This window comes from Allobosea sp. GW821-FHT09G06, assembly GCF_059416005.1.
The window spans coordinates 150,459-169,904 of record NZ_JBWKOI010000002.1 but is presented as its reverse complement, the minus strand read 5'-3'; the positions used below and the strand labels follow the sequence as shown (position 1 = coordinate 169,904).

Here is a 19,446-nt window from a genome sequence, read left to right as displayed (position 1 = left end):
GATGGCTGTAATCGCTATTATGGACTATATCTTTTTGCAAAACCAGCTCTAACCCTCCTGAAAACCCCTATAAATCAGGAAATTCTTCACTTGTGATTGGCTAAATCGAAAACTGTGGGCTGCTTTGTGAGAGGCGTTGTGCTTGTCAACCAAGCCAGAACGCTTCGCACCTTCCCCCGATTCGAGCCACCGAAACTCTTCACACACACAGGTCATCCCTGTTCGAGCTGTGAAAAATCCCTGTTGACCACCACTGTTTCCCTGCTTTCGGGACCGTATCCATCTCAAATATCGTCATCAATACAATGTCTTAGGCCACCGAGAAGCTTGATTCTTTCGACTTGTCAGCGCCAAAGGCCCTGAAAATTCCCTGCTACGAGGGAATTTTCAGCAATGCGGACGCCAACGAATGGCGCATTTCTGCGCGCTGTCGCCCCATTCCGAGCTATGCCAGATTGCTGATCCGCCGCCGACGATAGGTGGCCCCCTGATCGCGTTGCCGGATACGCCATGCCTGATATCGCCTCCACCGACCGCCGCCTGATCGGCGCCTTCGACTACGTCGTCATCGGGGCGGGCTCGGCCGGTTGTGTCGTCGCCAACCGGCTGGCGGCCAATCCGAAGAACAGGGTCCTGGTGCTCGAAGCCGGCGGCATGGATGACTGGGTCTGGTTCCACATCCCGGTCGGCTATCTCTTCGCCATCGGCAATCCCCGCGCCGACTGGTTGTTCCAGACCGAGCCACAGGCCGGGCTCGGCGGGCGGGCTCTCGCCTATCCGCGCGGCAAGGTCGTTGGCGGCTCCTCCGCCATCAACGCCATGGTCTATATGCGCGGCCAGGCCGCCGACTATGACGGCTGGCGCCAGCGCGGCCTTGCCGGCTGGGGCTGGGACGATGTGCTGCCCTATTTCCTCCGGCACGAGGACCATATGGCGCCGCCGCCGGGTGGCCTGCACAAGGCGGGCGGGGAATGGCGCGTCGAGCATCCGCGCGTGCGCTGGGCGATCCTCGACGCGATCCGGGACGCTGCGGAAGCCGCGGGCATCGCCAAGATCCCGGATTTCAACACCGGCGACAACGAGGGCTCCTCCTATTTCCAGGTGAACCAGCGTCGCGGCCGGCGCCTCAGCGCCTATCGCGCCTTCCTCAAGCCGATGCTGGAGCGGCACGACCGCGACAATCTCCGGCTGGAGACGGGCGTCCATGTCGAGCGCATCCTGTTCGAGAACGGCCAGGCGAAAGCCGTCGAGTTCACGCATGGACTGGGCACCGCGAGCGAGGAAAGGCTGAAGGCCGAGATCAACGGCGAAGTCGTGCTTTCGGCCGGCGCCGTCGCCTCGCCGCTCCTGCTCGAACGCTCCGGTATCGGCAGCGGGGCGCGGCTGCAGGGCTTCGGCATCGAGACGCTGGTCGATGCCCCCGGCGTCGGCGAGAACCTGCAGGACCATCTCCAGATCCGGCCGGTCTACAAGGTCCATGGCGTCAAGACGCTGAACAGCGATTATGCCAAGCTTTGGCGCCGCCCCTTGATGGCGCTGGAATGGGCTGCCTTGCGCACGGGACCGTTGACCATGGCGCCGTCGCAGGTCGGCGCCTTCGCCAAGTCCTCGCCGCACTATGCGACGGCGAACCTGCAATACCATTTCCAGCCGCTCTCGCTCGACAGCTGGGGCTCGGGCCTGCACCCGTTCGACGCCTTCACCGCGAGCGTCTGCAATCTCCGGCCGACGAGCCGCGGCAGCATCCATCTGCGCTCGGCCGATCCCCGCGATAATCCCGTCATCTCGCCGAACTATTTCGACACGGAGGAGGACCGGCAGGTCGCGGTCGACGCGATGAAGCTGACGCGCCGGATCGTTGCACAGGCACCGCTCGCCCGCTTCCGCCCGGAGGAGCACATGCCGGGTGAAACTGCCCAGTCGGACGAAGCCCTGCTGGAGGCCGCCGCTCAGCTAGGCACCACGATCTTCCATCCCGTTGGCACGGCGCGGATGGGCAGCGACGACGATCCGGGCGCCGTTCTCGACGAGCGGCTGCGAGTGCGCGGCGTCGCGGGCCTGCGCGTCATCGACGCCTCGGTGATGCCGACGATCACCTCGGGCAACACCGCCAATCCGACGATGATGATCGCCGAGAAGGGCGTGGCGATGCTGAAGGAAGACGCACGCCGCTAGAGGCATCTGGGCCAGCGGCATGGAATTGCCGCAAATCGCAACCTATGAATCGGATCGCGATGCCCGACGATCTCCAGCCCTCACCTGCACGGGAACGCGGCCCGCTGACGCGCGGATTACTTGCGCTTTTACGCGCCGTCATCACCGTCTTCGTCATCCTCGACGAGTTCCTGCGTCCGCTCTACCGGCCGCTGCTGCGCCGGCTCGCGGAGCTGCGCATCATGCGCCGGTTGGAGGAGAGCGTCGCCACGCTGCCGCGCCCTCTCGTGCTGTTGGCGCTGGCGATCCCCTTCGCCATTGCCGAGCCCTTGAAGCTGTTCGGCCTGCTGCTCTTCGCGCGCGGGCAGTTCTGGGCGGGGCTGATTGTCACCGCCTTCGCGCATCTGATGAGCTTCGTCTTCGTCGAGCGCATCTACCATGCCGGCCGCGACAAGCTTCTGAGCTATCGCTGGTTTGCCTGGGTCATGGGCCAGATCGTGCGCGTGCGCGACCACGTGCTCGGCTGGGTCCGGGCCACCGCCGCCTATGGACTGGCGATGCGGACGCGCGACGCCGTGCGCCAGTGGTGGCGGACGATGCGAGCCGGAAATTCAGGCTGAGCGCCCGCGCGCCAGCAGCATGAGCGCGCAGGCGGCGAGGGCCGAGAAGGCGATCAGCAGCAGCGTCGAGAGCATGACGCCGCCGCGCTCCAGCGCGATGGCGAAGGCGAGCGGCGCCGCCGCCTTGATGACGAGGCCGGGCGCAGCGAGCTTGCCCATGGTCGCGCCGAAGCCGACCGGCCCGAAGAGCTGGAGCGGGACGGTGCCGCGCACGATCGAGCTCAGGCCCATGCTGATGCCGAAGGCGATCGCGAAAAGTCCGGCGACGGCCGGGAGCGAGCCGCCGATCAACAGCAGGACGAGGCCGAGCGGCATCAGCCAGGCCGAGACCCAGGCGGTCGTGACCGGCAAGACACCGCGGCCGAACAGCATCTCGGTCAGGCGCCCGGCGACCTGCGACGGCCCGAGCATCGCGCCGATGCCCACCGCGATTGCGGCGCTAAGTCCAAACCCCTGCAGCAGCGCCAGCATATGCACGGCCATGGCCGAGACGACGAAGCCCTGCAGCGACAAGGCCAGCGCCAGCAACAGGAAGGCGCGGCGGCGGGTATCGCCCGTGAGATAGGCCTTCTCCGGCTCCTGTGGGCTGGACGGGATGGCGGCACCGGCCTCGGCGACGACCGGTCGCTTCACCCGGCCGGGCAGGAAGAAAAGATGCAGGGGCAGGCACACCAGGATCTGCGACAGGCCGTAGAGCCGGTAGACGCCGCGCCAATCCAGAAATGCGAGCAGGCTCGAGGTCAGCGGCCAGAACAGGGTCGAGGCGAAGCCACCGATCAGGGTGAGCTGGCTGATGGCCCGGCGCGCCTGGCTGCCGCGCGCCTGCGTCAGCGCGGCGAAGGCGGCGTCGTAGAATACGGCGGTTGTCACCGCCTGGAGAGCGGCCATCGCGAGCGTATAGCTGATGATGCCGCGCGCCTCGGCCAGCGCGAAGAGCGAGAGGCCCGCCAGCCCGGAGCCGGTCGTCATCACCAGCCGCGTGCCGTAGCGATCGATCAGGCTGCCGGTGATCGGAGCGACCGCGCCACCCAGCAGAAGGCCGACCGCGAAACCGCCGAAGGTCCATTCCGGCGCCCAGCCGAAATCGGCGGTGATGCGCGGCGCCAGCACCGTGAAGGCGTAGAACAGCGCGCCGTAGCCGAAGACCTGCGTGATGCCGAGCGCCGGGATCAGCGACGGCCCTCCCGGCCGGGCGAATCTCAGCGAAGCCATGGCCGCTATCCCTGCTCCGAATCAGACGATCTGGTTGCGCAGGCTCGCTTCGCCGCGTGCCAGCCGATCCAGATTGTCGAGGAGGATATCGACGACATTGCCTTCATAGGCGCGGGTCTCGCCGGCGCTATGCGGGGTGACGATGACCTGCGGCATGCGCCAGAAGGATGAGATCGGCGGCAATGGCTCCTCATGGAAGCAATCGAGCCCGGCACCGGCGATGCTGCTATTGCCGAGCGCATCGAGCAAAGCCATCTCGTCGACGACGCGGCCGCGCGCGACATTGATCAGGAAGGCCGAAGGCTTCATCGCGCCGAGAATGCGGGCATCGATCAGCCCTTCCGTCTCCGGCGTCAGCGGGCAGGTCAGGGCGACGAAATCGGCACCGCCCACCGCCTCGGCCAGCTTGCTCGGATGGACGACCGCCTCGACATGCGGCTGCGGCTCGGGGCTGCGGCGCACGCCGATGACGCGCATGTCGAAGGCGCTCGCGAGCTTCGCCAGCCTCAAGCCGATACGACCGAGACCGACGATGACCAGCGTCTTGCCGCCGAGCTCGTCCTCGCGCCGCGCGCGATCGCCGATCATCGGGCGCCAAGACTGCTTCGCCTGATTGTCCCGGGCGAAATGGATCTGGCGGGTCAGCGCCAGGATCAGCGACATCGCGTGCTCGGCCACCGCCCGCTCATTGCCGCCCTGGGCGCTGGCGAGACGGACGCCAGCGGTGCCGATCGCCGGCTTGTCGAACTGGTCGGTGCCGGCGCTGATCGACTGGATGAAGCGCAGCTTCGGCAGGCGTGGCAGCAGATCGTTGCGCCACAGGCCGGAGACGACGAGCACATCCGCTTCCGGCGCGCGCTCGCGCAAGTCGTCGAGAGTGTTGACCTCGAAGCTCTTCGCGCTGCGGCCACGCGTCAGGAACTCGTCCCGGAGCTGATAGGCGGCATGGGCGAAGCCGATCGTCAGGTCGCCTTCCGGCGGCAGGAATGCCATGCGTCGTCTCTCCCCGAATCCTTGTTCGAGGGACGTTAGCCGGCCCGCCGGCTCCTGTCCCCGCATCCGCCGCATGCAAGCTTCACGCTGACGGCGATGCTTCCGGGGCATCGAAGGTGAGCGCAGCGCGCAGGCGCTGCCATTCGGCTTCGGCGCCGGGCAACCCGAAGCGCAGGCGATCCGGCGCATTCTGGAAACGACGGACATAGATGCCGTGCCGGCCGAGGCGGGCGAAGAGCGCGGCCGCCCGCGGCGTTTCGAGGAGGCGGAACAGGGTCGTGCCGCCGATGATCCGACCATGCGACGCCAGCAAGGCGTCGAGGCGGGCGGCATCGCGGGCACGCTCCGCGCCGGCTTCTGCGAGCCAACCGGCATCGGACAGCGCCATCGCACCGACATGGAGCGCGGGACCGGCCACCGACCACGGACCGAGCGCCGCCTTGAGCCGCGCCATCGACTCGGGCGCGCCGATGGCGAAGCCGAGCCTCAGGCCGGCAAGGCCATAGGTCTTGCCGAAGGAACGCAGCACGATCGTGCCAGCAGGCAGGTCCGGCACGACGCTGTCCTCGGGCGTGAAATCGGCGAAGGCCTCGTCGACGACGAGTAGCCCTCCATTGGCGGCGCAATGCGCGGCGAGGCTTGCCAGTTCGGCCGGCGACTGCACGCGCCCGTCGGGGTTGTTGGGATTGACCACGATCATGGTCGCAGCCGCCTCGGCGGGCGCGGCGGTTTCGCTGACGGCGTAGCCCGCCTTGCGCCAGGCATGGCCGTGCTCGGCATAGGTGGGACCCAGGATCGCGACGGGACCGGCCGGCGCGAGGCGCGGCAGCAACTCGATCAGGATCTGCGTGCCGGGCGCGGCGACGATGTCTGCGCGAGCCGGGACGCGATAGGCCTCGCGGGCAGCCGCGATCAGCGCCGCCTCGTCATCCGCGCCGGGCAGGCGCGTCCACAGGCTTAACGGCAGCGCCGGAAGCGGATAGGGGATCGGGTTGATCCCGGTGGAGAGATCGACCCAGGGCTGCGGCGCTTCCGGAAAGAGCGCGCGGGCCGTGGCGAGATCGCCGCCATGCCAGATACCGTCCCCAGCCAAGATCGCGCCCGCCCCTCTCATGAACCTCACCGTCAGCCTTGCCCTGCTGCTTCTCGCCCTCGCGATCGAGGCCGGCATCGGCTATCCTCAGCGCTTCTATGCCGCGATAGGCCATCCCGTCACCTGGATCGGGAAACTCATCACTGCGCTCGATCAGTGGTTCAACCGCGAGAGCGCTTCCTTCATCACCCGCGAGATCATGGGCGTGCTCGTGACCACGCTCATCGTGGTCGCCGCGCTGGTCGTAGGTGCATTCATCCAGCGGCTATGCCTCTCCTTCGGCCCGCTCGGACTGATACCGCTCGCGCTGATCGCCTCGACGCTGATTGCGCAGCGCAGCCTCTACGAGCACGTCGCCCGTGTTGCCGAGGGGCTGGAACGGGATGGACTCGAAGGCGGGCGGCGGGCCGTCTCGATGATCGTGGGGCGCAATCCCCAGACGCTTGACGAGGCTGGCGTGTCGCGCGCGGCGATCGAGAGCCTTGCCGAGAATTTCTCCGACGGCATCGTCGCGCCGGCCTTCTGGCTCGGCGTCGGTGGTTTGCCGGGCATCGCCGCCTACAAGGCGATCAACACCGCCGATTCGATGATCGGCCATCGCACGCCGCGCCATCTCGCCTTCGGCTGGGCTTCGGCGCGGCTCGATGATCTCGTCAATCTGCCGGCCTCGCGACTGACGGCACTGCTGCTGGTCGTCTCGGCAGCGCTCGACGGATCGGCAGATGCCGGCAGCGCCTGGCGGGCCATACGGCGCGATGCCGGCAAGCACCGCTCGCCCAATGCCGGCTGGCCGGAAGCCGCCATGGCCGGAGCGCTGGGTCTCAGGCTCGCCGGGCCGCGCGTCTATGGCGAGACCCGCGTCGAGGATCACTGGATGGGCGATGGCCGTGCGGAGGCGAACGCGGCCGATATCCGGCGGGCTCTCACGCTCTACAAGCGCGCCTGCGGGCTGCTCTGGGCGCTGGCCGCGCTATTGGCCGCCGTGACGCTGCTCTAAAGTCTCAGTTCGGCACCGGCACGGCCCGCCGGGCAATCGCCTGCAGATCGGCACCCTGCGGCAGCGAGCCGAAATGGCCGGACCAGCCGCCGGCCAGTCGCGAGGCGACATAGGCGTCGGCGACCGCGTGCGGCGCGTGGCGGATCAGCAGCGAGGCCGAGAGGGCGAGCGCCATGCGTTCGACAAAGCGGCGCGCCAGATGCTCGTGACGGAGCACATCGACGAGATCGGTCTCCAGCCCGGCGAGGAAGGCGTCGTAGCGCGGATCGCTGCCGCGGGCAGCGCGCAATTCGTCGAGCAGGGCCGGCACGCAATCGGGATAGCGGCGGATCGAACGCAGCACGTCGAGGCAGACGACATTGCCCGTGCCCTCCCAGATGCCGTTGAGCGGCGCCTCGCGATAGAGCCGCGCCATCAGGTGGTCCTCGATGAAGCCGTTGCCGCCATGGCATTCGAGCGCCTCGACCACGACCGGCGTGGCGCGCTTGCAGTTCCAGTATTTCGCGATCGGCGCCCCGATGCGGCCGATCAGCTTCTCGGCTTCGCTCCCGCCCTCGCGGTCGAGCGCATGGACGAAGCGAAAGGCGAGCCAGGCGGAGGCCTCCGCTTCGAGAGCGAGGTCGGCGATGACATTCGTCATGATCGGCTGGTCGATCAGCGCCTTCTGGAAGGCGCGGCGATGGGCGGTGTGATGCGCGGCTTGCGCCACCGCGTGACGCATCAAACCGGCCGAGCCGACGGCGAAGTCGAGCCGCGTGTAGTGGTTCATCTCCAGCCCCGCGCGGATGCCGTGGCCGGGTTCGCCGATGAGATGGGCGATCACGCCGCGGAATTCGACCTCGGAGGAGGCGTTCGACTTGTTGCCGCACTTGTCCTTGAGCCGCTGGATCTGCAGGCGGTTGCGCGAGCCGTCCGGCAGCCAGCCCGGCACGACGAAGCAGGAGACGCCCTCCTCCGTGCGCGCCAGCGTCAGGAAGACGTCGGAATGCGGGACGGAGAAGAACCATTTATGGCCGGTGAGCGCATAGGTGCCGTCGGCATTGCGGGTCGCCACCGTCTGGGTTTGGCGCAGGTCCGAGCCGCCCTGCTTCTCGGTCATCGCCATGCCAACCGTGCCGCCGCGCTTCTGCGCCGCCGGCAGCGGGCGTCCATCATAGTCGGACGAGGTGATCAGCCGGCCGAACTCGGCCCAGCGCGCGGGATCGCGTTGAAGCACGGGAATCGCCGAATAGGTCATGCCGAGCGGGCAGCAGATGCCGTTCTCGCCCTGGTTCCAGAGATAGGAGACCGCCGCGCGCGCCACCTGCGCACCGTCGCGCGGCTTGGTCCAGCACAAGGAGTGGAACTCGTCGCGCATGGCGAGCCCCATCAATTCGTGCCAGGCGGGGTGGAATTCGATCTGGTCGACGCGCCGGCCCCAGCGGTCATGCGTGCGCAGTTCCGGCAGGCTGCGGTTGGCCTGCCGCGCGAGGTCTTGCACGCGTTGAGAGCCGACATGGCCGCCGACCACGCTCGCCTGCTCGCGGAACCAGCCGGCGCCGAAGGCATCGAGGATCGGCCCGAGCGCCGGATCGGCGGCGAAGGCGTCGTAATCCGCCAGCGCCGGCGCCTGATTCAGCACTTCATGGGTGTCGTAGCCGTAAGCGTCGAGCGTGGTCATGCGGCCTGTCCTTCACGGGAAATCAGCGCGGCGAGGGAGAGATCGGCGAGAGCCGCAGCGATCTCGCGGCCGCGCTCGGGCGTGATCGGACGGTCCGGCGAGAGCGGGCCGATCAAAGCTTCCATGAAGCCGCCGACGATCATCGCGGCGGCGGCATCGGGATCGACCGCACGGAAAGCCCCCTGCCGTTCGCCTTCGACGACGAGCGCGCGAAAAATGCCGGCGATCTCGCGGCGATAGTCGAGCCGCGTCGCGTCGACGGCCGGGTCGGCGGGCTCGGCGATCATCGACCAGGCGAGGCGGCGATTGGCGAAGGCGCGACGAGCGAAGGCCTCGACCGAGGCGGTCAGGCGCTCAGTGACGGGCGCATCGCTCGCCGCGATCTCGCGCAGCACGGCGAGTTCGCGCGACGACACGGCTGCGACGATCTCCGCCATCAGCTCGGCCTTGGAGGCGAAATAGGAATAGACACTGCCGGTCGAGACACCGCTGGCGGCGGCAACCGCGGCGATCGAGGTCTCGTGGAAGCCGACCTCCGAGACGATGCCGCGCGCGGCGGCGAGGATCGCCTCGCGCTTGCCAGCCTTGCGGGGTTGCCTCGACTGCGGACCGGCCATAGGTGATCTCAAAATTGAATTTGAATTCGGATTCAATTTGAAGAGATGGCTGGCCGCCGTCAAGAGCTGGAACGAGAATGACCGGGTTCGAGCCCAGCAAGCCCTGAGCGAGATCGCCTACAGACCGTTCAGGCGCGCCCCTGCGCCCCTCCCCCGCGGCGCCGCGAGCACTCAGGAAGGCGGCGCGTTGCCGGAATCCGCGGCCCGATCGCGGCCGGCCCAGCGCTCGACCGAATGATCGATGGCGAGCAGGACGAGCCCAAGCACCGTGGCCGATGCCACGATCGCATGATCGCCGAGGCCGGCGGCACAGCCAAGCGCGGCGGTGACCCATATCGCTGCGGCCGTGGTCAGCCCTGTCGGCGTCGAAGCCCCCCGGCGCAGGACAATGACGCCGGCGCCCAGGAAGCCGATCCCGGTCAGCAAGCCCTGAACGACGCGGCTGGCAGCGTCGGCCTCATGCGGCTCGCTGAAGATCGTCGCGGCGGCGGCCGTGCCCAATCCGACCAGCCCGAAGGTGCGAATCCCGGCGGCGCGCTGCTTGTTGGTCCGCTCCCAGCCCACGACGATGCCGGCCGCCATCCCGGCCAGCAGCCTGAGCAGCAGATCCAGCTCTCCCCACAGAAAACCACTCATGGCCCCACCCTCGCAAACGATGATCGAGGGCATGAACGCGCGAGGGCCGTTCGCGTTCGTTCTGCGGCAAAGGACCGGCAGCCGGCGAAGAAAGCTATTAGAACTCGATCCCCTGCTGAGCCTTCACACCCGCTGCGAAATGGTGCTTCACCAGCGTCATCTCGGTGACGAGGTCGGCCGCCTCGATCAATTCCGGCTTGGCATTGCGGCCGGTGACGACGACGTGCAGGTCCGGACGGCGGGCACGTAGAACCTCGACCACCTCGGCGAGCGGCAGATAGTCGTAGCGCAGGGCGATGTTGAGCTCGTCCAGCACCAGCAGGCGAATCTCCGGATCGGCCATCAGCTCCCTAGCTTTGGCAAAGGCGCGCTCGGCAGCGGCGATGTCGCGGGCCTTGTCCTGCGTCTCCCAGGTGAAGCCCTCGCCCATGCTGTGCCACGAGACCTGATCGCCGAAGGCTTCGAGCGCCTTGCGCTCGCCGGTCGACCAGGCGCCCTTGATGAACTGCACCACGCCGATGCGCCAGCCATGGCCGAGCGCCCGAAGGATCAGACCGAAGGCCGCCGTCGACTTGCCCTTGCCGGGGCCGGTATTGACGATCAGAAGCCCTTTCTCGACCGTCTTGGAGGCGACCTCGGCATCCTGCACCGCCTTGCGCTTCTCCATCTTCGCCTTGTGGCGGGCGGCGTCATCAGTATCCGTCATCATTTCACTCGCATCGGCAATCCGGCGACCATGAAGACCACGCTGGCCGCACGCGCCGCAAGCGCCTGATGGAGGCGCCCGGCCTCGTCGCGGAAGCGGCGGGCCAGCGCATTCTCCGGCACGATGCCGAGGCCGACCTCGTTGCCGACCATTACCAGCGGCGCCGAGACGCCCTCGCAGGCGGCGATCAGGGCTTCGCGAGCGGCGGCCGTGTCGTGCTCAGCGAGGATGAGATTGGTCAGCCAAAGCGTCAGGCAATCGACCAGGATCGGGCGCCCTGCCGGCTGGGCCGCGATCGCTTCGGCCAAGTCGAGCGGGGCATCGATCATCTGCCATCCCGCCGGGCGGCGCGCGCGATGCTCGGCGATGCGCTCCCGCATCTCGTCGTCATAGGCCTGAGCGGTGGCGATATAGGCCCAGGGCGCCGGTAGCGCCTCGATCAGCGCCTCGGCATGGCGGCTCTTGCCGGAGCGGGCGCCGCCGAGGACGAGGGTGAGCTGGGGCAACTCCATTCAAAAATCCTCTGCCGTCATGCGCGGGCTTGACCCTAGCACCTCCACCCCAAGGAGGCACCGGAGCCCCTTCCTGCAAGAGATTCCCGGGTCAAGCCCGAGAATGACGCCCTTGCGACGCGCATTGCATTGCACAGCAACACGGCGATGGCTAATGATGATCGGTGACGGTGCCTCCGCGAGGAGGTGAAAAGGGAACGCGGTGCGAGACCGCGGCTGCCCCCGCAACTGTAAGCGGATGTCCTTCGCCATCGGCCACTGGAGCGCCAGCTCCGGGAAGGCGGCAAGGGGCGCGAAGTCCGCGAGCCAGGAGACCTGCCGTCGACCCGCAGAGATCCAACCGGCTGCCGGCGGGGCGGCCACGGAGAACGCTTATGAACACCGCCTCGGTTTCCACACCCACGCTCAGCGTTTCGGAACGCGTCAAGGCGGTCGCCGCCGCGCTCGTGATCGGCGTCGCGCTGATCTACACGACCGGTTTCGCGGCCTCGTCGAACGTGCACAACGCCGCGCACGACACCCGTCACGGCCTCGCCTTTCCCTGCCACTGAGGGAAAGTCATCATGGTCACGCGTGTTCTCACGGTCAGCATCCTGGCCGGGCTTCTGGCCGGCTTGATCGTCGCCGCCCTCCAGCATGTCACCACCACCCCGCTCATCCTCAAGGCCGAGACCTATGAGTCGGCGCTCGCGCTGAAAGCGCCGACGCTGGCCGCCTTCGACGGGGAAGCAAAAATCATCCTCGCGCATGGCCCGGCCGGCGACGCCCCTGGCCACGACCATGCCGAATGGAAGCCGCAGGACGGCCTCCAGCGCACGCTCTTCACCAGCGCAGTGACGATCGCGACCGCGATCGGCTTCGCGGCGCTGCTGCTGGCGGGCATGATCGCGGCCGGCGACAGGATCGATCAGCGCAGCGCGCTCGTCTGGGGCGCTTGCGGCTTCCTCGCGCTCGGGCTTGCGCCTGCGATGGGGCTCGCGCCGGAACTGCCGGGGGCAGCCTCCGCCGCACTGGAGCAGCGCCAGCTCTGGTGGCTCTGGACGGCGATCGCCACCGCGATCGGGCTCTTCCTGTTCCTGCGCTTCGAGCAGCCCTGGCTCAAGCTCGTGGCGATCGTGCTGATCCTGCTCCCGCATGTCGTCGGCGCCCCGCACCCGGCCGCGCCGGAGAGCAAGGTGCCTGCCGAGGTCGCCGCCCATTTCGCGTCGCTCTCGCTCGGCATCCAGGCCGCGCTCTGGCTCGTCACCGCCTTCATGGTCGGCGTGCTCTGGCCCCGGGCGAGCCGCCGGGCCGTCGAAGCCTGAAAGCAAGCCAATGCCCGAGGGCGACCTCACCATCCATGTCTGCACGGCCTGCCGCCGTGCCCGCGCTGATCTCCCGGAAGGCTATGACCAGCCGGGACTGGCGCTGGCCGAGCGGCTCACCGCGCAGCTCGCAGCCAAGGACAGCACGATCCCCGTGCTGCCCGTCGAATGCCTCGCCGTCTGCAAGCGGCCCTGCACCATCGCGCTCAGCGCCGATGGCAAATGGACCTATCTGATCGGCGATCTCGACACCGATACCCATCTCGACGAGATCGTCGGCGCGGCGGAGGCCTATGCCGCCAGCGCCAACGGCATCGTTCCCTGGAAAGAGCGGCCGCAGTCCTTCCGCAAGGGCGTGGTCGCGCGCGTGCCGCCTTTGCCGGCGCGCCAGCAAGGATGACATCATGAACGCTCCGCAGACCGCCTCTCTCGGCAAGGTGCCTTGCACCATCATCACCGGCTTCCTCGGCGCCGGTAAGACGACGCTGGTGCGCCATCTCCTCGAGAATGCGCAGGGCAAGAAGCTCGCGGTGCTCGTCAACGAATTCGGCGATCTCGGCTTCGACGGCGAATTCCTGAAGGGCTGCGGCATCGCCGGCTGCAGCGACGAAGACGTCGTCGAATTGCCGAACGGCTGCATCTGCTGCACCGTTGCCGACGATTTCGTGCCGGCGCTGGAGAAGCTGCTGAACCGGCCGAACCCGCCCGAGCACATCCTGATCGAGACCTCCGGCCTCGCCCTGCCGAAGCCGCTCGTCACCGCCTTCAACTGGCCGGCGATCCGTTCGCGCGTCACGGTCGATGGTGTCATCGCCGTGGTCGACGGCCCGGCCGTGGCCGAGGGCCAGTTCGCCGATGATCCCGAGGCGCTCGCGGCGCAGAAGGCGGCCGACGCCTCCGTCGATCACGACAACCCGCTCGAAGAGGTGTTCGAGGACCAGATCCTCTGCGCCGACCTGATCCTGCTCAACAAGAGCGACCTCGTCGACGAGGCCGGCCGTGCGCGGGTCAAGGCCGAGATCGCCGAGCACCTGCCCAAGGCGATCAAAATCGTCGAGACGTCCCATGGCAAGGTCGAGCCGGCGCTGATCGTCGGCCTCGGCGCGGCTGCCGAGAGCGACCTCGCCGCCCGCCCCTCGCATCATGGCGAGGGCGAGCATGATCACGATCACGACGATTTCGACTCTGTCGCGGTGCCGCTGCCGGCAGGTCTCTCCCCCGAGGAGCTCACGGTGCGCGTCGCCAAGGCGGCCGAGGCCGAGGGCGTGCTGCGCCTGAAGGGCTTTACCGCCGTGCCGGGCAAGCCGATGCGACTCGTGGTTCAGGGCGTCGGCCGCCGCGTCGGGCATCATTTCGACCGGGCCTGGGGCGCCGACGAGGCCCGCGACGGACGCCTCACCGTGATCGGCCTCAAGGGCTTCGACCTCAAGGCCGTGGAAGCCGCGCTCGCGGGGGCGTAAACTGGCGCGATGCACCTTCTCCCGACCAGCGAGATCAGGCTCGACGACGGCGAGGACGCCGTCGATCTCGCCCTGCCACCGGGAGATGTGCTCGTCCTGTCCTTCACCGACAGCGACCTTTCGGCGCTGGCGGTGGCGGCTGGTGCCAGCAGCCTGTCGCTGCGGCTCGCGCCGCTCCGGCGCCTGAAGCACCCGCTCTCGGTCGATTTCCTGATCGAGAAGACGGCGGCGCAGTGCCGCTTCGTGCTGCTGCGCTGCCTCGGCGGGCTCGACTACTGGCGCTATGGCATCGAGCAGCTCGGCATCGCCTGCCGCGAACGCGGCATCCCCCTCGCGATCCTGCCCGGCGACGAGCGCGACGATCCGAGGTTGGGCGAGCACGCAACGGTTCTGGCGGAATTCGCAGGCGAGCTTCTGGCCTATTTTCAGGCCGGTGGCGGCGCCGAGAACATGCGGCGGCTGCTGGGGCGGATAAGGCTCTATCTGACGGAGGTTCAACCCTCATCCGACCCGGCTTCGCCGGGCCACCTTCTCCCCCGAGGGGAGAAGGACGAAGCGGGTGGCTTTGCTCCCCTCCCACTCCCATCATTCTTCGCGCTCGGCAGAAGCGGCACGCCCCTGCCCTGGCGCGAGGCGCTCGCCGCACTGCCCGCCGACCGGCCGCTCGTCCCGATCCTGCTTTACCGCTCCGGCGTTGCAGCCGCCGACACCGCCATGGGCGAAGCCATCGCGACCACGCTCGCATCGCGCGGCCTCGCCCCCCTCCCGCTCGCGCTGACCAGCCTGAAGGACCCTGCCGTCACGGCCGAGCTCGCTGCCTTGATCGCAACGCGCAAGCCGGCCCTGATCGTCACCACCACCGCCTTCTCCGCCCGCGAAAGCGCCGATTTCGTGCTCGACGGCGCCGGTTGCCCGATCCTGCAGGCCGTGCCGGTCGGAAGCCCGCGCGAGGCCTGGGAGGCATCGCCACGCGGCCTGTCCGCGGCCGACCTCGCCATGCAGGTGGCACTGCCGGAATTCGACGGGCGTATCGGCGCGATTCCGGTGGCCTTCAAGGCGGAGGAGAGCGACGGGGCAACCGGCCTGTCCATCCGTCGGCTCGTGCCCGATGCGGAGGGCATCACCGCGCTGGCCGATCTGGCGGCCGGCTGGATCGCGCTGGCCCGGAAACCTGTCGCCGAACGCCAGCTGGCGCTGGTGATGTCGGATTATCCCGCGCGCGGCGGACGGGCCGGCTTCGCCGTTGGCCTCGACACGCCCGCGAGCGTGGCGGCGATCCGCGACTTGCTGGCAGGGGCGGGATATGAGGTTGGTTCCCTCAGCCCTCATCCTGAGGAGCCGCACAGCGGCGTCTCGAAGGATGCTCCAGCACGCTCTGGAACATCCTTCGAGACGCAAGGCTTACGCCTTGCTCCTCAGGATGAGGGCTTGCGGATGATGCGGGCTCTTACCGCGGGCCCGACCTCTCTGAGCATCCCGCTCGCGACCTACCGAAACTGGCTTGGCACCATTCCCGCCGCCGCCCGCGAAACACTTATAGCCAGCCACGGAGCGCCGGATTCCGACCCGGCCTGCCGCGATGGTGCCTTCCATTTCCGCGCCGTGCGCCATGGCCGCCTCACCGTCGCGCTCCAGCCGCCGCGCGATGCGACGCCCGATCGCAAGGCGCGCTATCACGACCCCGACGCACCGCCCGGCCACGGCTATCTCGCCTTCTATCTCGCGCTGCGCCAGACGGAAGCCATCGACGCGCTGGTCCATCTCGGCACGCATGGCACCATGGAATGGCTGCCGGGCAAGGCTGTGGCGCTCTCGGCGGCCTGCTGGCCGCGCCTCGCCGTCGGCGGAGTGCCGGTGGTCTACCCCTATGTCGTCGACGATCCCGGCGAGGCAGCGCCGGCCAAGCGACGGCTCTCGGCCGTCACGCTCGGCCATCTGCCGCCGCCGCTGGCCGAGACGGAGGCAGCCGGCGAGACCGCCCTGCTGCGCGATCTCGTCGAGGAGTTCTCGCAGGCGCAGGTGCTCGACCCGCGCCGGGCCGATATCGTTGCCGGCGAAATCCGGGCGCGGGCCGAGGCGAGCGGGCTCGCCGCCTCCTGCGGCGTCGGTGCCGATACCGAGATGAACGAGGCGCTGACGCTTCTCGATGCCCATCTCTGCGACATCGCCGAATTGCCCTTCCGCGACGGCCTGCACATCTTCGGGCAATCCGAGATCGATCCGGCTTCAGCCCGCAACGAACGCGAGAATCTGGTCGCCGCCCTCGACGGCCGTTTCGTCCCGCCCGGCCCGGCCGGCGCACCGCATCGCGGCCGGCCCGACGTGCTGCCGACCGGCCGTAATCTCTCGACGCTCGATCCGCGCGCGATCCCGACGCGTGCCGCCGCCCGGCTCGGACAGCTCGCGGCGCAGGCGGTGGTGTCGCGCCATCTGCAGGATCACGGCGACTATCCGCGCCGGATCGTGATGGACCTCTGGGCCTCTCCGACGCTGCGCTCGGGCGGCGAGGATATCGCGCATGCACTCGCGCTGATGGGCATCGAGCCCATCTGGGACAATGCCTCGACCCGCGTTACCGGCTTCAGCATCATCCCGCAACCGAAATTGGCCTATCCCCGCCTCGACGTCACCCTGCGCATCTCCGGCACCTTCCGGGATACCTTCCCTGGGCAGATCGCGCTTCTAGACCAGGCCGCGCGCGCCGTCGCGGTGCTGGACGAGCCCGACGACTGGAACGAGCCCGCTGCCGCCCGCCGTCGCGGCGAGCATGGCGCGCGCATCTTCGGCGCCGCGCCCGGCCGCTATGGCGCGGCAATGGCGGATCGCGCGTTGGACGGCGACTGGACCGAGCGCGCGGAACTGGGCGCCGCCTATCTCGCCGCTTCGGACCATGCCTATGGCGGGCCGGAAGGTGCAGCCTCGGCCGATGCCGGCTTCGCCGACCGCATCAGAACATCCGACGCCTTCATCCATGTCAGCGACACGGCCGGGCGCGACATCCTCGAGGCGAGCAGCGCCGCCGACGTGATCGGTGGGCTCGCGGCAGCGGCAAAGGCGCTCGGCGCCGATCCCCTGCTCTACAGCCTCGACAGCTCGAACCCGGAAGCGCCGAAGGCGCGCACACTGGCCGAGGATATCGCCCGCATCGTCCATGGCCGCTTGACGCATCCGCGCTGGATCGCCGCCCAGCTCGCCCATGGCTGGCGCGGCGCGGCGGAACTGGCCGAGGCGGTCGATACGCTCTTCGTCTTCGCGGCGAGCACCGATTCCGTCGCCGACGGGCTGTTCGACGCGGTGTTCCAGGCCTATTGCGCCGACCCGCAGGTCTGGGCAGCGCTGGAAGCCAACAATGCGCCCGCGGCGGCCTCGATCCGCTCGCGGCTGACGGACGCGGCCCGTCGCGGGCTCTGGACCAGCCGGCGCAACTCCGTCGGCGCCTTCCTCGCGCAGGAGGCGGCGGAATGAGCGCCCTTCCCAAGGAAGCGCTGCGACGCGGTTGGTGCCCGAGCACGCTCAGGCCGATGGAGACCGGTGATGGCTGGCTGGTGCGGCTGCATCCCCCCGATGCGAAGCTGACGCCCGCGCAGCTAAGGCGGATCGCGGCGCTGGCCGCCAAGCATGGCAACGGGCTGGTCGAGATTTCAGCCCGCGCCAACCTGCAGATCCGTGGCGTGACGGCCGAAAGCCATCCGAAGCTGGTTGAGCGGCTGCTGGCGGAGCGGCTCGTCGATGAGCATGAGGGCGACGGACCGCAACGCGTCACGCTGGTCTCGCCGCTATCTGCCTTCGACCAAGGCGTCATGCTCGGGCTCGACCCGAGCGTCTCAGGACGAGAAGGCGCCTCTTTCGGCAACAGATTCTCGGGTCGACGCCACGCGCCGCCCGAGAATGACGGCAGGGGTGGCCTGATCGATGCTATTGCCCTGTCCGACCGTATAGAAGCTAGGGCCCACGCCATCCCCGGCCTGCCGGCCAAGCTCAGCGTTGTCGTGGATGACGGCGGCCCGCAGGTGCTGGATGAATTTGCCTGCGACATCCGGCTCGTCGGCGTCAGCACCGGTTACGCCGCCCTTTGCCTCGCCGATCGCCTCTGGCGCGGGCCGGTTGCCGAAGCGGATGCCATTGCTGCGGTCGAAACCGCACTACGCCGTTTCGCGGCACTGCGAAGCGCCGCGCCTGACCATCTCCGCCGCCTGCGTGATCTGCCCGCCGATGCCCTCGGCAACCTGACCGATCTGCCTGAAACGGCCGCTCCCGCACCACGCCGGCGCCCCCAACGCGTCGGGGTTCTCACTCTGAAAGGAGACCGAGTTGCCGCGCTCATCGGCCTGCCTTTCGGGCGCTGCGACGCCACCGTGCTCGACAGGCTCGGTGCGACGGTCGAGACGAGCGCGGCAGATATCCGGCTTTCGCCCTGGCGCGGGCTCGCCTTCCGCGAGCTGGGCCATGCCGAAGCCGATGAACTGATGGCGCTTGCGAGCGACCTCGGTCTGATCACCTCCGACGACGATCCGCGCCTTTCGATGCAGGCCTGCGCCGGCAGCCCGGCCTGCTCGCGCGCCGAGGCGCCGACCATGGCTGATGCGGCCGTGCTCGCCGACGCTGCCGCCGACCTGCTCGCGCAGGGCGTGACGCTCCACGTCTCCGGCTGCGTCAAGGCCTGCGCCCATCCGGCGGCTGCCGACCTCACGCTGGTGGGGCGTGACGGGCGCTATGACGTCGTTCTGAACGGCACGACGCGGGACAAGCCGGTCGCGACCCTTGACCTTTCGACGCTGCTCACGCGATTGCAGCCCGGAGAAGATATTCACGCCCGGCTGAAAGCCGCGCGTTCGACGGGATCGCAGGGTTGAGCAAGGCATACGACTATATCCAGGACGGCGCGGCGATCTATGAGCGCTCCTTCGCCATCATCCGCACTGAAGCCGACCTTTCCCGCTTCAGCGGCGCGGCCGAGCGTGTCGTGGTGCGCATGATCCATGCCTGCGGCATGACCGACCTGCCTGATGACGTCGAGATGTCCGCCGGTTTCGCCGATGCCGCGCAGGCCGCGCTCCAGGCCGGCGCGCCGATCCTCTGCGATGCCAAGATGGTCGCCAATGGCGTGACCCGCGCGCGCCTGCCGGCCCAGAACGAGGTGATCTGCACGCTGGACGATCCGCAGGTTCCTGGGCTGGCAGCGCAGATGGGCACGACCCGTTCCGCCGCCGCGATGGAACTCTGGAAGCCCCGGCTCGCCGGCGCGATCGTCGTGATCGGCAATGCGCCGACCTCGCTGTTCCGGCTGCTTGAAATGCTCGATGCCGGCGCGCCGCAGCCGGCGGCCGTGATCGGCATTCCCGTCGGCTTCGTCGGCGCGGCAGAATCGAAGGCTGCGCTAGCGAACGACGGGCGCGTGCCCTTCGTCGTGGTGCATGGGCGCCGCGGCGGCTCGGCCATGGCGGCTGCGGCTGTCAATGCGCTGGCGCAGGACAAGGAATAA

The 19,446-nt window shown here is 68.6% G+C and carries 18 protein-coding genes and 1 riboswitch; of the genes, 10 read left to right on the top strand and 8 right to left on the bottom strand.

Translation table 11 applies throughout. From position 1 onward, the window contains the following. The first annotated feature begins 510 nt into the window (after positions 1–510). A complete protein-coding gene (locus tag AC07NY_RS11020; protein ID WP_494583870.1) occupies positions 511–2,175 on the top strand; it encodes a GMC family oxidoreductase in 1,665 nt (554 codons plus the stop codon). A gap of 59 nt (positions 2,176–2,234) precedes the next feature. Further along, entirely contained in the window at positions 2,235–2,774 is a 540-nt protein-coding gene (locus AC07NY_RS11015) for a hypothetical protein (protein ID WP_494583869.1), read from the top strand. Here AC07NY_RS11015 and AC07NY_RS11010 read toward each other — a convergent pair. The 3 genes from AC07NY_RS11010 to cobD all read right to left on the bottom strand — a co-directional run bounded on the left by AC07NY_RS11010 (position 2,766) and on the right by cobD (position 6,093). Further along, on the bottom strand, positions 2,766–3,986 hold the full coding sequence (locus AC07NY_RS11010) for an MFS transporter (RefSeq protein WP_494583868.1): 1,221 nt from the start codon (positions 3,984–3,986) through the stop codon (positions 2,766–2,768). The genes AC07NY_RS11015 and AC07NY_RS11010 overlap by 9 nt on opposite strands. Before the next feature lie 21 nt (positions 3,987–4,007). Further along, positions 4,008–4,979, bottom strand: coding sequence for a D-2-hydroxyacid dehydrogenase (locus tag AC07NY_RS11005; RefSeq protein WP_494583867.1), 972 nt, complete (start codon positions 4,977–4,979; stop codon positions 4,008–4,010). 82 nt (positions 4,980–5,061) lie between these two features. Further along, complete coding sequence (gene cobD, locus AC07NY_RS11000) at positions 5,062–6,093, bottom strand: threonine-phosphate decarboxylase CobD (RefSeq protein WP_494583866.1); 1,032 nt, start codon at positions 6,091–6,093, stop codon at positions 5,062–5,064. On the opposite strand from cobD, the gene cbiB reads away from it, so the two are divergent. Next, positions 6,092–7,069, top strand: a complete 978-nt coding sequence (cbiB, locus tag AC07NY_RS10995) for an adenosylcobinamide-phosphate synthase CbiB (RefSeq protein WP_494583865.1) — start codon at positions 6,092–6,094, stop codon at positions 7,067–7,069. The two genes, cobD and cbiB, sit on opposite strands and share 2 nt — an antisense overlap. 4 nt (positions 7,070–7,073) lie before the next feature. On the opposite strand, the gene AC07NY_RS10990 is transcribed toward cbiB, so the two are convergent. The 5 genes from AC07NY_RS10990 to cobU form a co-directional block, all read right to left on the bottom strand. Further along, positions 7,074–8,729: an acyl-CoA dehydrogenase family protein gene (locus AC07NY_RS10990; protein WP_494583864.1), complete on the bottom strand. Its 1,656-nt coding sequence runs from the start codon at positions 8,727–8,729 to the stop codon at positions 7,074–7,076. Next, positions 8,726–9,346 (bottom strand): TetR/AcrR family transcriptional regulator, encoded by a 621-nt coding sequence (locus AC07NY_RS10985; protein ID WP_494583863.1) that lies wholly within the window; start codon positions 9,344–9,346, stop codon positions 8,726–8,728. Before AC07NY_RS10985 ends, AC07NY_RS10990 begins: the two co-directional genes overlap by 4 nt. A 171-nt stretch (positions 9,347–9,517) precedes the next feature. Next, entirely contained in the window at positions 9,518–9,982 is a 465-nt protein-coding gene (locus AC07NY_RS10980) for an MgtC/SapB family protein (RefSeq protein WP_492287514.1), read from the bottom strand. A 97-nt stretch (positions 9,983–10,079) separates the two neighbouring features. Then, a complete protein-coding gene (cobO, locus tag AC07NY_RS10975; protein WP_494583862.1) occupies positions 10,080–10,688 on the bottom strand; it encodes a cob(I)yrinic acid a,c-diamide adenosyltransferase in 609 nt (202 codons plus the stop codon). Next, the gene (gene cobU / locus AC07NY_RS10970; protein ID WP_494583861.1) at positions 10,688–11,200 is read right to left on the bottom strand and encodes a bifunctional adenosylcobinamide kinase/adenosylcobinamide-phosphate guanylyltransferase; all 513 of its coding nucleotides are present in this window, start codon (positions 11,198–11,200) and stop codon (positions 10,688–10,690) included. The genes cobO and cobU overlap by 1 nt, the downstream gene beginning before the upstream one ends. Positions 11,201–11,351: 151 nt before the next feature. After that, positions 11,352–11,537: riboswitch (cobalamin riboswitch) on the top strand. A 37-nt stretch (positions 11,538–11,574) separates the two neighbouring features. Here cobU and AC07NY_RS10965 point away from each other — a divergent pair. Genes AC07NY_RS10965 through AC07NY_RS10935 form a run of 7 tightly spaced genes read left to right on the top strand, consistent with a single transcriptional unit; the run spans position 11,575 to position 19,446 of the window. Continuing rightward, on the top strand, positions 11,575–11,751 hold the full coding sequence (locus tag AC07NY_RS10965) for a CbtB domain-containing protein (RefSeq protein WP_454031384.1): 177 nt from the start codon (positions 11,575–11,577) through the stop codon (positions 11,749–11,751). A gap of 12 nt (positions 11,752–11,763) precedes the next feature. Further along, positions 11,764–12,504, top strand: a complete 741-nt coding sequence (locus AC07NY_RS10960) for a CbtA family protein (RefSeq protein ID WP_494583860.1) — start codon at positions 11,764–11,766, stop codon at positions 12,502–12,504. A 10-nt stretch (positions 12,505–12,514) separates the two neighbouring features. After that, positions 12,515–12,904, top strand: coding sequence for a DUF1636 family protein (locus AC07NY_RS10955; protein WP_494583859.1), 390 nt, complete (start codon positions 12,515–12,517; stop codon positions 12,902–12,904). A gap of 4 nt (positions 12,905–12,908) precedes the next feature. Next, positions 12,909–13,964: a cobalamin biosynthesis protein CobW gene (gene cobW, locus AC07NY_RS10950; protein WP_494583858.1), complete on the top strand. Its 1,056-nt coding sequence runs from the start codon at positions 12,909–12,911 to the stop codon at positions 13,962–13,964. A gap of 9 nt (positions 13,965–13,973) precedes the next feature. Beyond that, positions 13,974–17,429: a cobaltochelatase subunit CobN gene (gene cobN, locus AC07NY_RS10945; protein WP_494583857.1), complete on the top strand. Its 3,456-nt coding sequence runs from the start codon at positions 13,974–13,976 to the stop codon at positions 17,427–17,429. Then, the gene (locus AC07NY_RS10940) at positions 17,426–18,817 is read left to right on the top strand and encodes a ferredoxin-like domain-containing protein (protein WP_494583856.1); all 1,392 of its coding nucleotides are present in this window, start codon (positions 17,426–17,428) and stop codon (positions 18,815–18,817) included. Before cobN ends, AC07NY_RS10940 begins: the two co-directional genes overlap by 4 nt. After that, a complete protein-coding gene (locus AC07NY_RS10935) occupies positions 18,814–19,446 on the top strand; it encodes a precorrin-8X methylmutase (protein WP_494583855.1) in 633 nt (210 codons plus the stop codon). Before AC07NY_RS10940 ends, AC07NY_RS10935 begins: the two co-directional genes overlap by 4 nt.